12 protein-coding genes and 1 tRNA gene are annotated in these 12,875 nt (G+C 66.9%); 6 read left to right on the top strand and 7 right to left on the bottom strand.

Translation table 11 applies throughout. The features are described 5' to 3' along the window. Nucleotides 1–10 precede the first annotated feature (10 nt). Nucleotides 11–1,366, top strand: a complete 1,356-nt coding sequence (gene argA, locus AC3WRI_RS10095) for an amino-acid N-acetyltransferase (protein WP_062804647.1) — start codon at nt 11–13, stop codon at nt 1,364–1,366. Between the two features lie 77 nt (nt 1,367–1,443). Then, the gene (locus tag AC3WRI_RS10090; protein WP_010809445.1) at nt 1,444–1,716 is read left to right on the top strand and encodes an oxidative damage protection protein; all 273 of its coding nucleotides are present in this window, start codon (nt 1,444–1,446) and stop codon (nt 1,714–1,716) included. Nucleotides 1,717–1,784: 68 nt separating this feature from the next. Here the strand turns inward: AC3WRI_RS10090 and rpiA are convergent, their stop codons facing one another. After that, the gene (gene rpiA / locus AC3WRI_RS10085) at nt 1,785–2,471 is read right to left on the bottom strand and encodes a ribose-5-phosphate isomerase RpiA (protein WP_011615619.1); all 687 of its coding nucleotides are present in this window, start codon (nt 2,469–2,471) and stop codon (nt 1,785–1,787) included. A 158-nt stretch (nt 2,472–2,629) separates the two neighbouring features. Between rpiA and tal the strand changes: the two genes are divergently transcribed. Continuing rightward, nucleotides 2,630–3,586, top strand: coding sequence for a transaldolase (tal, locus tag AC3WRI_RS10080; protein ID WP_010809443.1), 957 nt, complete (start codon nt 2,630–2,632; stop codon nt 3,584–3,586). 33 nt (nt 3,587–3,619) lie between these two features. Here the strand turns inward: tal and AC3WRI_RS10075 are convergent, their stop codons facing one another. The 3 genes from AC3WRI_RS10075 to rnr form a co-directional block, all read right to left on the bottom strand. Next, entirely contained in the window at nt 3,620–4,390 is a 771-nt protein-coding gene (locus tag AC3WRI_RS10075) for an SIR2 family NAD-dependent protein deacylase (RefSeq protein WP_051398485.1), read from the bottom strand. A gap of 4 nt (nt 4,391–4,394) precedes the next feature. Beyond that, entirely contained in the window at nt 4,395–5,138 is a 744-nt protein-coding gene (rlmB, locus tag AC3WRI_RS10070; RefSeq protein ID WP_010809441.1) for a 23S rRNA (guanosine(2251)-2'-O)-methyltransferase RlmB, read from the bottom strand. Nucleotides 5,139–5,216: 78 nt separating this feature from the next. Then, nucleotides 5,217–7,820, bottom strand: coding sequence for a ribonuclease R (gene rnr, locus AC3WRI_RS10065; protein WP_010809440.1), 2,604 nt, complete (start codon nt 7,818–7,820; stop codon nt 5,217–5,219). 70 nt (nt 7,821–7,890) lie between these two features. On the opposite strand from rnr, the gene AC3WRI_RS10060 reads away from it, so the two are divergent. The 3 genes from AC3WRI_RS10060 (at nt 7,891) to AC3WRI_RS10050 (ending at nt 9,478) form a co-directional block, all read left to right on the top strand. Next, nucleotides 7,891–7,977, top strand: a tRNA-Leu gene (locus AC3WRI_RS10060). 389 nt (nt 7,978–8,366) lie between these two features. Then, on the top strand, nt 8,367–8,801 hold the full coding sequence (locus AC3WRI_RS10055; protein ID WP_010809439.1) for an Rrf2 family transcriptional regulator: 435 nt from the start codon (nt 8,367–8,369) through the stop codon (nt 8,799–8,801). Nucleotides 8,802–8,866: 65 nt separating this feature from the next. Continuing rightward, nucleotides 8,867–9,478 (top strand): NAD(P)-dependent oxidoreductase, encoded by a 612-nt coding sequence (locus AC3WRI_RS10050; protein ID WP_010809438.1) that lies wholly within the window; start codon nt 8,867–8,869, stop codon nt 9,476–9,478. 48 nt (nt 9,479–9,526) lie between these two features. On the opposite strand, the gene AC3WRI_RS10045 is transcribed toward AC3WRI_RS10050, so the two are convergent. The 3 genes from AC3WRI_RS10045 to AC3WRI_RS10035 form a co-directional block, all read right to left on the bottom strand. Then, the gene (locus AC3WRI_RS10045; RefSeq protein WP_010809437.1) at nt 9,527–10,093 is read right to left on the bottom strand and encodes a phosphoribosyltransferase; all 567 of its coding nucleotides are present in this window, start codon (nt 10,091–10,093) and stop codon (nt 9,527–9,529) included. A gap of 125 nt (nt 10,094–10,218) precedes the next feature. Beyond that, entirely contained in the window at nt 10,219–11,559 is a 1,341-nt protein-coding gene (locus tag AC3WRI_RS10040) for an adenylosuccinate synthase (protein ID WP_010809436.1), read from the bottom strand. Between the two features lie 85 nt (nt 11,560–11,644). Further along, a complete protein-coding gene (locus AC3WRI_RS10035; protein ID WP_010809435.1) occupies nt 11,645–12,796 on the bottom strand; it encodes an ATP phosphoribosyltransferase regulatory subunit in 1,152 nt (383 codons plus the stop codon). Between the last annotated feature and the right edge of the window lie 79 nt (nt 12,797–12,875).

The raw sequence follows: 12,875 nt of genomic DNA, 5'->3' as shown, positions 1-12,875 counted from the left end.
GACCTCCCCCGTGCCCGCCGCCCCGGCGCCCACGGCGGCCGAGCCCGAGCGCAGCGGCCCCGACCACCAGCAGTTCGTCGACTGGCTGCGCATGGTGGCGCCGTATATCCATGCCTTCCGCGGCAAGACCTTTGTGATCGCCTTCGCCGGAGAACTGGTCAAGTCGGGCGTGCTCAATGCGCTGGTCAACGACGTCGCGCTGCTGCACGCCATGGGCATGCAGATCGTGCTGGTGCACGGCTCGCGCCCGCAGGTGGAAGAACAGCTGGCGCTGCGCCATGTCGAGTCACAGTTCGTCGATGGCGTGCGCGTCACCGACAACGCCGCGCTCGAATGCGCCAAGGAAGCCGCCGGCGAACTGCGCCTGGACATCGAGGCCGCCTTCAGCCAGGGCCTGCCCAATACGCCGATGGCCGGCGCCCAGCTGTCGGTGATCTCCGGCAACTTCGTGACTGCCCGCCCGGTCGGCATCGTCAACGGCACCGACTACCAGCACACCGGCCTGGTGCGCAAGATCGACGCCGAGTCCGTGCGCATGTCGCTGTCGCACGGCAAGGTGGTGCTGCTGTCGCCGCTGGGCTTCTCGCCCACCGGCCAGGCCTTCAACCTGTCGATGGAAGACGTGGCCAGCGCCACCGCCACGGCGCTCAAGGCCGACAAGCTGATCTTCATCACCGAGGTGCCGGGCGTGCCCGATCCGGTCGGCAAGATGATGCAGGAAATGTCCCTGCGCACCGCCGTGGAGCGCCTGCAAAACAACCATCTGCCGCCGGACGTGGCCAACTACCTGCAGCACCTGGTCAAGGCGCTCAAGGGCGGTGTGCCGCGTGCGCACCTGATCCCCTATTCGCTCGACGGTGCGGTGCTGCTGGAACTGTTCCTGCACGACGGCGTCGGCACCATGCTGTCCGACACCGACCTGGAAAGCCTGCGCGAAGCCACGCTCGACGACGTCGGCGGCATCGTCCAGCTGATCGCCCCGCTGGAGCAGGATGGCACGCTGGTGCCGCGCGGACGCCACCTGATCGAGCGCGATATCTCCAACTTCTCGGTGATCGAGCACGACGGCGTGCTGTTCGGCTGCGCGGCGCTCTACGACTACCCGCGCGAGAACATGGGCGAGATGGCCTGCCTGACGGTATCGCAGGAAGCCCAGGGCACCGGCGACGGCGAGCGCCTGCTCAAGCGCATCGAGCGCCGCGCCCGCGCGCTCGGCCTGGAGAAGCTGTTCGTGCTCACCACCCGGACCGAACACTGGTTCCTGAAGCGCGGTTTCGTCCACGCCAACGTCGACGACCTGCCCGAGGACAAGCGCAAGCTCTACAACTGGCAGCGCAAGTCCATGGTGCTGATGAAAAAGCTCTGAAGCCGTAGGGGCAGGTGCCCCGCTTGGCTACAATAGCGCCAGCGCCGAAGCTCTAACGAACATACCAAGGAGTCCCCATGGCCCGCATGGTCCAATGCATCAAGCTGAACAAGGAAGCCGAAGGCCTCGACTTCCCGCCGCTGCCCGGCGAACTGGGCAAGAAGATCTGGCAAAGCGTGTCGAAGGAAGCCTGGGCTGGCTGGCTCAAGCACCAGACCATGCTGATCAACGAAAACCGCCTGAACATGGCCGATGCGCGCGCGCGCCAGTACCTGCTCAAGCAGACCGAGAAGTACTTCTTCGGCGAGGGCGCCGACCAGGCGCAGGGCTACGTGCCGCCGCAGTCCTGAACCGGACCGGCCAATGACAAAAGGGGTGCCTCAGGCACCCCTTTTTGCTTGGCAGCGGACGACTTTGCTCAGTAGTCAGTGCGCTGCACGCCGTCGCCGGTGCCCAGCAGCAACACATCCGCGCCGCGCAACGCGAACAGGCCCACCGTGACCACGCCCGGCACCTGGTTGACGGCCTGTTCCAGGCCGCGCGGATCGTCGATCTTCAGGCCGGCCACGTCCAGGATCACATTGCCGTTGTCGGTCTTGTAGATGCCGCCTTCCTTGGTCATGCGCAGACGCGGCTGGCCACCCAGGGCCTGCAGCTTGCGCGCCACCGCTGCACGTGCCATCGGAATCACCTCGACCGGCAGCGGGAAGGTGCCCATGGTCTGGACCAGCTTGCTGCCGTCGGCGATGCAGACAAAGCGCTTCGCGACCGAAGCCACGATCTTCTCGCGCGTGAGCGCCCCGCCGCCGCCCTTGATCATGGCGCCGCTGGCGTCGATCTCGTCGGCGCCGTCGACATACACCGGGATCTCGTCGACTTCGTTCAGGTCCAGCACCTTGAAGCCGTGCTGCTGCAGGCGGCGCGTGGAGGCCTCGGAGCTCGACACCGCACCGGCGAAGCGCTCCTTGAATGCCGCCACGGCGTCAATGAAGAGATTGGCAGTGGAGCCAGTGCCCACCCCGAGCACTGCCCCTTCGGGCACTTCCTGCTTCACGTAGTCGGCGGCAGCTTGCGCGACCAGCGCCTTGAGTTCATCCTGAGTCATGACAACAGCCAGATTGCGTTGGGGGAAACGCGTAGTGTAGCGGATTGCGGCGGCAGGTCACGCGGGCGACGGTACAATGGACCGGACCGGGTGCCGTACGCGCACCCCTGATGCCCGCGAACGATTTTGCAGACGCACAAGCAGACGACCAAGCGACCATGAACCAGCTCGAACAACTCAGGCAGTTCACCACGGTAGTGGCCGATACCGGCGACTTCCAGCTGATGAAGCAGTACACCCCGCAGGACGCGACCACCAATCCGTCGCTGATCCTGAAGGCCGTGCAAAAGCCCGAATACCGGCACCTGCTGGAGAAGGCGGTACAGGACCACCACGGCAACGGCGGCGTCGATGCGGTGATGGACGAAGTGCTGATCGCCTTCGGCTGCGAGATCCTGGCGATCGTGCCAGGCCGCGTCTCGACCGAAGTCGATGCGCGCCTGTCCTTCGACACCGAGGCCAGCGTGGCCAAGGCGCGCCACCTGATCCAGCTGTATGAGCAGCGCGGCATTGCGCGCGAACGCGTGCTGATCAAGATTGCCTCCACCTGGGAAGGCATCCGCGCAGCCGAGATCCTGCAGCGCGACGGCATCCGCTGCAACATGACGCTGCTGTTCTCGCTGGTGCAGGCGGTGGCGTGCGCCGAGGCCGGCGCGCAGCTGATCTCGCCCTTCGTCGGCCGCATCTTCGACTGGTACAAGAAGCAGGCCGGCGAGCAATGGGACGCGGCCGCCAATGGCGGCGACAACGACCCCGGCGTGCGCTCGGTGCGCCAGATCTACGACTACTACAAGAAGTTCGGCTACCCGACCGAGGTGATGGGCGCCAGCTTCCGCAGCACCACGCAGATCCTGTCGCTGGCCGGCTGCGACCTGCTCACCATCAGCCCCGAGCTGCTCGAGCAGCTCGCGGCCGGCCAGGGCCCGGTGGCGCACAAGCTGTCGGTGGACCAGGCCCAGGCCGCCAATATCGCCCGCATCGCGGCCGACGAGCCGGCCTTCCGCTGGCAGTTGAATGAGGATGCGATGGCGACCGAGAAGCTGGCCGAAGGCATCCGCCTGTTTGCGGCGGATGCGGTCAAGCTGGAGAAGCTGATCGGCGAGATTGCGAAGTAAGGATGGTCCGGGCGGCAACGCCCGGATCCAGGCTCAGCCGGCCGAGGGCGCCGGCTGCGGCGGCCACAGCAATGGCAGACATGCCCCCGCCGCGGCGGACAGCACGATATCCGCGGTCTGGTCCAGCGCCGACGGCTGCGGATTGACCACGATCACCGGCGCGCCATGCTCGCGCGCCAGGCCCGGCAGCCCCGCCGCCGGATAGACCAGCCCCGAGGTGCCGACCACCAGGCACAGGTCGCAGTGCTGCGCCGCATGCTCGGCGCGGTAGCGCGCCACGCGCGGCAGGTCCTCGCCGAACCACACCACGCCCGGACGCATCAGCGCGCCGCACAGGTTGCAGCGCGGCGGCATGCCGGGCAGCGCGGTCGCCTCGTTGCAGCGTCCGCACCCGTCCAGCCATTTGTTGGCGAACAGGTTGCCATGCAGTTCGATCACGCCCGCGCTGCCGGCGCGCTGGTGCAGGCCGTCCACGTTCTGCGTGACCAGCGTGAAAGGTCTCTGCGCAGCCAGCGCGACCAGCGCATGGTGCGCCGGGTTGGGATGCACGGCTGCGACCAGCTCGCGCCGATGCAGGTACCACTCCCAGACCAGCGCCGGCTGGCGGCGGTAGGCGTCCTCGCTGGCCAGCTCTTCCGGGTCGAACTGCTGCCACAGCCCGGTCATCGCGTCGCGGAAGGTCGGCACGCCGGATTCGGCGGAAATGCCGGCGCCGGTCAGCACGAAGATATTGCCGGCGGCCGCGATCAGCCGGCGTGCTTCCTCAAGCCCCGGCATGTCAAGGAGACCGTAATCAGCGGCCATGGACTTATCGCGGCAGGCGCCGCTGGCGCACGGCTTCGTACAGGCATACGCCGCTGGCGACCGAGACGTTCAGGCTTTCCACACCGCCCGCCATCGGGATGCCGACCAGCTCGTCGCAGGTCTCGCGCGTCAGGCGGCGCATGCCCTCGCCCTCGGCGCCCATCACGATCGCGGTCGGCCCCTTGAAGTCGATGTCATACAGCGATTTTTCGGTGCCGTCGGCGGTGCCGATGACCCAGATGCCGCGTTCCTGCAGCTCACGCAGGGTGCGGGCCAGGTTGGTGACGGTGATATAGGGCACGGTCTCGGCGGCGCCGCTGGCGACCTTGGCCACGGTGGCATTGAGGCCGACGCTGCGGTCCTTGGGGGCGATCACGGCATGCGCGCCGGCGCCGTCGGCCACGCGCAGGCAGGCACCCAGGTTGTGGGGGTCGGTGACGCCGTCCAGCACCAGCAGCAGCGGCGTGCCTTCGATGCCGTCGAGCAGTTCATCCAGGTTCAGCGCCAGTGCCACGTCTTCGGCACGTGCCACCACGCCCTGGTGGCGGTCGGTGCCGGCCATGCCGCGCAGGCGCTCGGCATCGACCGGATGCAGGCGCACGCCCAGGCTTTCGGCCAGGCGCACGAAGTCCTGCATGCGCCGGTCGCGGCGCGCGGATTCGATATAGACATCGGTCACGCCCTTGGCATCTTGGCGCAGGCGTGCGGTGACGGCGTGAAAGCCGATCAGGAGTTTGTTTTTAGCCATGGCGCGATTGTACTCGCCCTCTCGCCCCCGGCAGCAGGCCGGGGGCGAGAGGCGGCGGCATGGCAGCCCCCGCAAGCTTCAGCGCTTGCGCGGGGTGCGCGGGCTCTTGGCCGGCGTCTTGCCCGCGGGCTTGGCCTGGTGCGACTTGGAGGCCGGCTTGTGCGGCTTCTCCAGGTGCGCGGGCTTGGGCTTGGCCGCGCGCTTGGCCGGCTTGCCGCCGGTCTTCACGTGCGGCCTGAGCGGCGTGATCACGGCCTCGAACACCGGCTGCTCCTCGATCACGCGGTCCAGCGTCTCGTCGAACGACTCTTCCGGCTTGGACGAGCCGCCCAGCAGCGCCGCCAGCTGGCGGCCCTTCTTGCGTGCTGGCACCGCATGGGCGGCGGGCACGCGCGGCTGGGTCTCGGTGCCCCCCGCGCGGGCGCGCAGGGTTTTCGCCGACGGCTCCTGCACCAGGCGGAAGTCGATCTTGCGCGCATCCAGGTCCACGCGCGATACCTGCACGCGCACGCGGTCGGTCAGGCGGTAGCGGATGCCGGTGCGCTCGCCGCGCAGTTCGTTGCGGGCCTCGTCGTACTGGAAGTAGTCGCTGCCCAGCTCGGTCACGTGGACCAGGCCTTCCACGTACAGCTCGTCGAGCTGCACGAAGATGCCGAACGAGGTCACGGCGCTGACGGTGCCGGCGTAGTCGCTGCCCAGCTTGTCGCGCATGAAGTAGCACTTGAGCCAGGCCTCGACATCGCGCGAAGCCTCGTCCGCGCGGCGCTCATTGGCCGAGCAGTGCAGGCCAAGCTCGTCCCAGATGGCCTCGTTGCGCCTGGCGCGCGCCGCGGTCAGTTCTGCCTTCTGCTCGGCGTCCTTGGCCTGCAGCCGGCGCGCCTTGGGCGAGATCGCGGTATTCAGCTCGGTCCCGTGCGCAAACGCCGGCTGGTACTTGGTATGTGCCAGCACCGCCTTGATCGCGCGGTGCACCAGCAGGTCGGGGTAGCGGCGGATCGGGCTGGTGAAGTGCGCGTAGGCCTCGTACGACAGGCCGAAGTGGCCGATATTGTCCGGGCTGTACACCGCCTGCTGCATCGAGCGCAGCAGCATGGTCTGCAGCATCGGCGCGTCGGGACGGGACTTGATCTTGTCCATCACCTCGGCGTAGTCCGATGCCTGCGGCTTGTCGCCGCCGCCCAGCGACAGGCCGGCGGTGCGCAGGAAGTCGCGCAGGTTCTTCAGCTTCTCTTCGCTGGGGCCCGCGTGGATGCGGTACAGCGCCGGGTGCTTGAAGCGTTCGAGGAAGTCGGCCGCGCAGACGTTGGCGGTCAGCATGCACTCCTCGATCAGCCGGTGCGCATCGTTGCGCGTGCGCGGCAGGATCTGCTCGATCTTGCCCTGCGCGTTGCAGACGATATAGGTCTCGGTGGTGTCGAAGTCGATCGCGCCGCGCGCGCGCCGTGCCTTGAGCAGGACCTGGAACAACTCATACAGGTTCTGCAGGTGCGGCACCAGCTCGCCGCGCTTGTGCGCCTCGGGGCCCTTGGTGTTGGACAGCACCGACCAGACCTCGTTGTAGGTCAGGCGCGCGGTCGAATGCATCACGGCCGGGTAGAACTGGTAGCCCTTGAGCTCGCCCTTGGCGGTGATCACGGCATCGCACACCATGCACAGCCGGTCCACGTGCGGATTGAGCGAGCACAGCCCGTTGGACAGCTTCTCCGGCAGCATCGGGATCACGCGGCGCGGGAAGTAGACCGAAGTGGCCCGGTCCAGCGCATCCGCATCCAGCGGGGTGCCGGGGCGCACATAGTGCGACACGTCGGCGATCGCCACGATCAGGCGCCAGCCCTTGGCGCGGCCGATCTTGACCGGCTCGCAATAGACCGCATCGTCGAAGTCGCGTGCGTCTTCGCCGTCGATGGTCACCAGCGGGATGTCGCGCAGGTCGATGCGGTGGTCCAGGTCGGCCTGGCGCACCTCGTCGGGCAGCGCGGAGGCTTCCTGGGCAGCGGCCGGCGAGAACGCATGTGGCACGCCGTACTTGCGCACGGCGATCTCGATCTCCATGCCGGGATCGTCGATTTCGCCCAGCACCTCCACCACGCGGCCCACCGGCTGCACGTAGCGGTCGGGGAATTCGATCAGCTCGACGCTGACCACCTGCCCCACCCGTGCCTTGCCCTGCGCCTTGGGCGGGATCAGGATGTCCTGGCTGATGCGCTTGTCTTCAGGCGCCACCACCAGCACGCCGCCTTCACTGAGCAGACGGCCGATGACAAAACGGTTGGCGCGCTCGATGATCTCGACGATCTGCCCTTCAGGGCGCCCGCGCCGGTCGTAGCCCACCACGCGCACCTGCGCGCGGTCGTTGTGCATGGCCTTCTGCAGCTCGCGCTCGGGCAGGAAGATGTCGTCTTCGCCGTCGTCGCGGATCAGGAAGCCGAAGCCGTCGCGGTGACCTTGCACCCGGCCGGTGACGAAGTTCGGCTGATGGGCAAGCTCATAGCGGCCCTTGCGGTTCAGCTCGATCTGGCCGTCGCGCTCCATGGCCGCCAGGCGCTTCTGGAAACCGTCATGCTCTTTGCGCGTGACGGAGAGGGCCTTGGCAATATCGCCGGCCGACTGGGGGGATCCCGACGTTCTCAGCACGCCCAGGATTTCTTCCCGGCTGGGGATCGGATAGTTGTTCTGATTCAATTTTTTCTGGAAACTATTTGACAAAATTCTCGCGCTCTCTATAATGAGCGCTTCGGTTGTTTCGACACCTGCCCAGGTGGCGGAATTGGTAGACGCACTAGGTTCAGGTCCTAGCGGTGGCAACACTGTGGAGGTTCGAGTCCTCTCCTGGGCACCAAGTTACCGGAAAAACCCGCAGCGCTTTCGAGCCCTGCGGGTTTTTTGTTTTTGACGCCTGTTTCGCGCATCAGATCCGGCAACTTGCACTCCTTGCTTGGCGGCCATGCCGCGATGTCATACCTGCGAGCGTACGGGTTTTTTCCCGTCCGTGAAACCGCGCACCGTACCCCGCGCGACAGCCGAACCACAACGGTACGGCAATGTCGAGGAGTGTAACAGCTTCAGTGGCGATTCCGGCATTCCACCGGCCATTGGCTGCCACATCGGCGTATTACCTCCTTCCCTCCCGGTACTCCGCCCTCCTTGCGCTCCTGTCCGTGCTTGACATGCCCGACCATGTGTAACTATCATGGTTTCACATTGCACCTGACATCCCGAGCACAAGCGTTGAGCACAAGCAGCCGGTTCGCCGTGGCAGTCCACATCCTTACCCTGCTCGCCAGTTCGGCCGAGCCGGTGCCCTCGTCGCTGATCGCCGCCAGCGTGGGCACCAACCCGGCGCTGATCCGGCGGCTGGTCGGTCAACTGGCTGAAGCCGGGCTGGTGGCGACCACCATGGGCAGCACCGGCGGCGCCACGCTGGCGCGCCCGGCTGCGTCAATCACGCTGCTCGACGTGTTCCGCGTGGTGGAAACCACCGCGCTGATCACGCTGCACCAGAGCGCGCCCAACCCGGCCTGCCCGGTCGGGCGCGAGATCACCGGTGCGCTGCGCAAGGTCGCGGACCGTGCGCAGGCGGCCATGGACGATACCCTTGCCGGCGCCACCATCGCCAGCATGCTCGCCGATGTCGAAGGCAACAGCCAGCGCCGCAAGCGCTGAATTTTTTTGCCCCGATATGTAACCACAATGGTTTCATATCAACCTGACCGAAAGAAGGAGTGACCATGAAGATCGCAATCATCGGCGCCACCGGCCGTGTTGGCACGCGCCTGACCGACGAAGCCCTGCGCCGCGGCCACCAGGTGACCGCCATTGCGCGCCAGGCCAGCAAACTGCCCGCACGCGACGGCGTGACCACCGCGGACGTGGACGGCGCCGACGGCGCCGCACTGGCTGCCGCCCTGGCCGGCAACGACGTGGTCATCAGCAGCGCGCGCTTTGCGCAGCTGAACGCGCAGCAGGTGACCTCGGCCGTGCGCCAGGCCGGCGTGCCGCGCCTGCTGGTGGTGGGTGGCGCCGGCAGCCTCCATGTCGCGCCGGGGGTGCAATTGGTCGACACCCCGAACTTCCCCGATGCCTACAAGCCCGAAGCCCTCGCAGGCCGCGACTTCCTCAACGCGCTGCGCGGCGAACAACAGATCGACTGGACCTTCCTGTCGCCGTCGGCACTGTTCGAGCCGGGCGAGCGTACCGGAAAGTTCCGCGTTGGCGAGGAAAACCTGCTGAGCGACGCAGCAGGCAAGAGCTGGATCTCGATGGAAGACTATGCCATCGCGATGCTCGATGAGATCGAAAAGCCGGCGCATTCGCGCCAGCGTTTCACGGTCGGCTATTAAGCCGGCCGCCGGGGGCCGCCCGTAGCGGCAGGCCCCGGCACAAGCGCATCAGGCCTGCGCGCCGTCGTCCTGGCTGGCGCGCTTGCCGCGCTTGAGCCAGGCGGCCAGGTTGTGCGGGCGCAGCGTGTCGTACTCTTCGAACGGCTGGTGGATCCACGGGTTCGACGGCAGGAAGGTCACGTGGTAGTCCGGCTCGACCTTCGAGCACGCCTTGTACCACAGCACGGCCGAACGCACCTCGGTCACGGCCGGATAGCGTTCCTTCAGGTGGCGGCCCACACGTTCCAGCGTGATGCCCGAATCCACCAGGTCGTCGACCAGCAGCACCCTGCCCGTCAGTTCGCCGCGGGTCATGGTGATGTACTGAGCGATGTCCAGGTTGCCCTGCTGCGTGCCCGCGGCCTCGCGGTAGCTGCTGGTGGCCAGGATGGCCAGCGGCACGTCGAAGATGCGCGACATCTGGTCGCCCACGCGCAGCCCGCCGCGCGCCAGGCACAGGATCTTGTCGAACTTCCAGCCCGACTCATGCACGTTCAGCGACAGGCGTGCGATCAGGCGATGGTATTCGTCCCAGGAGACCCACAGGTTCTCGTCATCGTTCGTTGGCAGGTTCATCGTTTTACTCTTTGTATCGTCGGGTCGGTTGACCGATATGGCTCGGCCCGCTTGCGCGGGCCGATTTATTTCTGGCGGGCCGCAGCGCTCGTGGCGCCGCAGCCTGGTGGTGGGCTGCTGCCGGGTCAGGCCTTGTACGGATGACGCAGCAGGATGGTCTCGTCGCGGTCCGGGCCGGTCGAGATCATGTCGATCGGAATGCCGACCACTTCTTCCACGCGCTTCAGGTAGACGCGGGCCTGCTCGGGCAGCGCGTCCCACGTCTTCACGCCGAAGGTCGACTCGTTCCAGCCGGGGAATTCCTCGTAGACCGGCACGCAGCGAGCCACGGCATCAGAGCCGCGCGGCAGGATGTCGACGGTCTTGCCGTCGAGCTCGTAGCCCACGCACAGCTTGATGGTTTCCAGGCCATCGAGCACGTCCAGCTTGGTCATGCACAGGCCCGACACGCCGTTGATCTGCACCGAGCGCTTGAGCGCGGCGGCATCCAGCCAGCCGGTGCGGCGCGGACGGCCGGTGACCGAACCGAATTCCTTGCCGACGTTGGCCAGGCGCACGCCGACCGGGTCCTGGCGCGACGGGTTGTCGTTGTCGTACAGCTCGCTCGGGAACGGGCCCGCGCCCACGCGCGTGCAGTAGGCCTTGGTGATGCCCAGGATGTAGTTCAGGCGGCCCGGGCCGACGCCGGCGCCCGCCGCGGCAGCACCGGCCACGCAGTTGCTCGAGGTCACGAACGGATAGGTGCCGTGGTCCACGTCCAGCAGCGTGCCTTGCGCGCCTTCGAACATCAGGTTGCCGCCGGCGGCATTGACCGCGTACAGCTCGGCCGACACGTCGGCCACCATCGGCGCCAGGCGCGGCGCGTAGGCCAGCGCTTCGTCCAGGGTCTGCTGGAAGTCCACGGCTTCGGCGCCCAGGTACTGGGTCAGCATGAAGTTGTGGTAGTCCAGGTTCTCGCGCAGGCGCTCGGCGAACTGCTGCGGATCGAACAGGTCCTGCACGCGCAGCGCGCGGCGGGCCACCTTGTCTTCATAGGCCGGGCCAATGCCACGGCCGGTGGTGCCGATCTTGGCGGCGCCACGGCGCGCTTCGCGCGCCTTGTCGATGGCAACGTGGTACGGCAGGATCAGCGTGGCAGCCTCGGAAATGCGCAGGCGGCTCTGCACCTGCAGGCCTGCGCCTTCGAGCTCTTCGATTTCACGGAACAAAGCTTCGGGCGACAGCACCACACCGTTGCCGATGTAGCAGACCGTGCCGTCGCGCATGATCCCGGACGGGATCAGGCGGAGAATGGTCTTCTTGCCACCGATGATCAGCGTGTGGCCAGCGTTGTGGCCACCCTGGAACCGCACCACACCCTGTGCCTGGTCGGTAAGCCAATCGACGATTTTTCCTTTGCCTTCGTCACCCCATTGGGTGCCGATCACGACGACATTGCGTCCCTGGCCTACTGCGGATGCGGACATATTGCTTTGGTCAATAGGTTAAAAACGTATTCTACTCTTGTTGCCGGGCGATTCTCGATTTTTGGGCACGCCCGGCGCCCAAGCGTCAGCGCGGCACCACGGCCCAGCCGGCATCCTGGCGCACCAGCTGCCGGTCGCAGTTGAATTCATCGAGCTCGTGGGTATGGCCGGGCAGCGACTGGATCACGATCTCGCCGGCCGCGCGCAGCGCGGAAATCGCGGCCCGGAGTGCCGGATCCGCATCCCAGGGCGCAAAAATCGCCTGGGCGCGCACTTCCACGGGCGACAGCGCCGCCACTTCTCGCAGATCCAGCGAGAAACCCGTGGCCGGGCGCGCACGGCCGAAGGCCTCGCCCACCTTGTCGTAACGGCCGCCGCGCGCCACGTAATTGGGCAGGCCAGCAACATAGGCCGCGAACATCACGCCACTGTGATAGTGGTAACCGCGCAAATCCGACAGGTCGATATTCACGCTGGCTCCGCGCACCTGCACCGCCAGTGCCGCCAGTTCGTCCAGCGCGCGGCCGATGGCCGGGCTGGCCGGCAGCGTCGCGCGCGCGCGATCGATCACGTCCACGCCGCCGTACAGCGTCGGCAGCGCCAGCAGCGCATCGCGCTCGGTCTGCGGCATACCCACGGTCAGTTCGCGCAGGGCCGGCACATCCTTGGTTTCCAGCGCGGCAAAGAGCGCGTCCTCGATCTTGCGGATCGACGGCAGGCCCGCCAGCAGCGCTTCCAGGATGCCGGCATGGCACATGTCGATGCGGACATCGGACAACCCCGCCGCCTGCAGCGCGGCCAGCATCAGGTCCTGGATCTCGATGTCGGCTTCCAGGCCGGCATGGCCATAGATCTCGGCGCCGATCTGGATCGGCTCGCGCGTGGCGTGGAAGCCCGCCGGGCGCGCATGCAGCACGTTGCCCGCGTAGCACAGGCGGGTCACGCCCGGGCGGTTCAGCAGGTGCGCGTCGATGCGCGCCACCTGCGGCGTGATATCTGCACGCAGGCCCATGGTGCGGCCCGACAGCTGGTCCACCAGCTTGAGCGTGCGCAGGTCCAGGTCATGGCCGGTGCCGGTCAGCAGCGACTCCAGGTATTCCAGCATCGGCGGCATCACCAGCTCATAGCCGTAGGTGCGGAACAGGTCCAGCATGCGGCGGCGCAGTTCTTCGATCTTGCGCGCTTCCGACGGCAGCACGTCGGCAATGTTTTCTGGCAGCAGCCAATGGTTGGACATAGTGAATCTCTTCTCAGTCAATCTCTTCTCAGTCATTCGGACCACCTCGCGAGGCAATGCCCCAAGGCACCGGTCCTTG

This window comes from Cupriavidus sp. FW305-27, assembly GCF_058787995.1.
This window is presented reverse-complemented; position numbering and strand designations above follow the sequence as displayed.

Excerpts from the sequence above, each read along its gene's own strand:
- AC3WRI_RS10035 (WP_010809435.1), bottom strand. The coding sequence starts at position 12,796 with ATGTCCAACCATTGGCTGCTGCCAGAAAACATTGCCGACGTGCTGCCG.
- AC3WRI_RS10050 (WP_010809438.1), top strand. The coding sequence starts at position 8,867 with ATGAAGATCGCAATCATCGGCGCCACCGGCCGTGTTGGCACGCGCCTG.
- rlmB (WP_010809441.1), bottom strand. The coding sequence starts at position 5,138 with ATGGCTAAAAACAAACTCCTGATCGGCTTTCACGCCGTCACCGCACGC.
- AC3WRI_RS10040 (WP_010809436.1), bottom strand. The coding sequence starts at position 11,559 with ATGTCCGCATCCGCAGTAGGCCAGGGACGCAATGTCGTCGTGATCGGC.
- AC3WRI_RS10045 (WP_010809437.1), bottom strand. The coding sequence starts at position 10,093 with ATGAACCTGCCAACGAACGATGACGAGAACCTGTGGGTCTCCTGGGAC.
- AC3WRI_RS10075 (WP_051398485.1), bottom strand. The coding sequence starts at position 4,390 with ATGGCCGCTGATTACGGTCTCCTTGACATGCCGGGGCTTGAGGAAGCA.
- rpiA (WP_011615619.1), bottom strand. The coding sequence starts at position 2,471 with ATGACTCAGGATGAACTCAAGGCGCTGGTCGCGCAAGCTGCCGCCGAC.
- tal (WP_010809443.1), top strand. The coding sequence starts at position 2,630 with ATGAACCAGCTCGAACAACTCAGGCAGTTCACCACGGTAGTGGCCGAT.
- AC3WRI_RS10090 (WP_010809445.1), top strand. The coding sequence starts at position 1,444 with ATGGCCCGCATGGTCCAATGCATCAAGCTGAACAAGGAAGCCGAAGGC.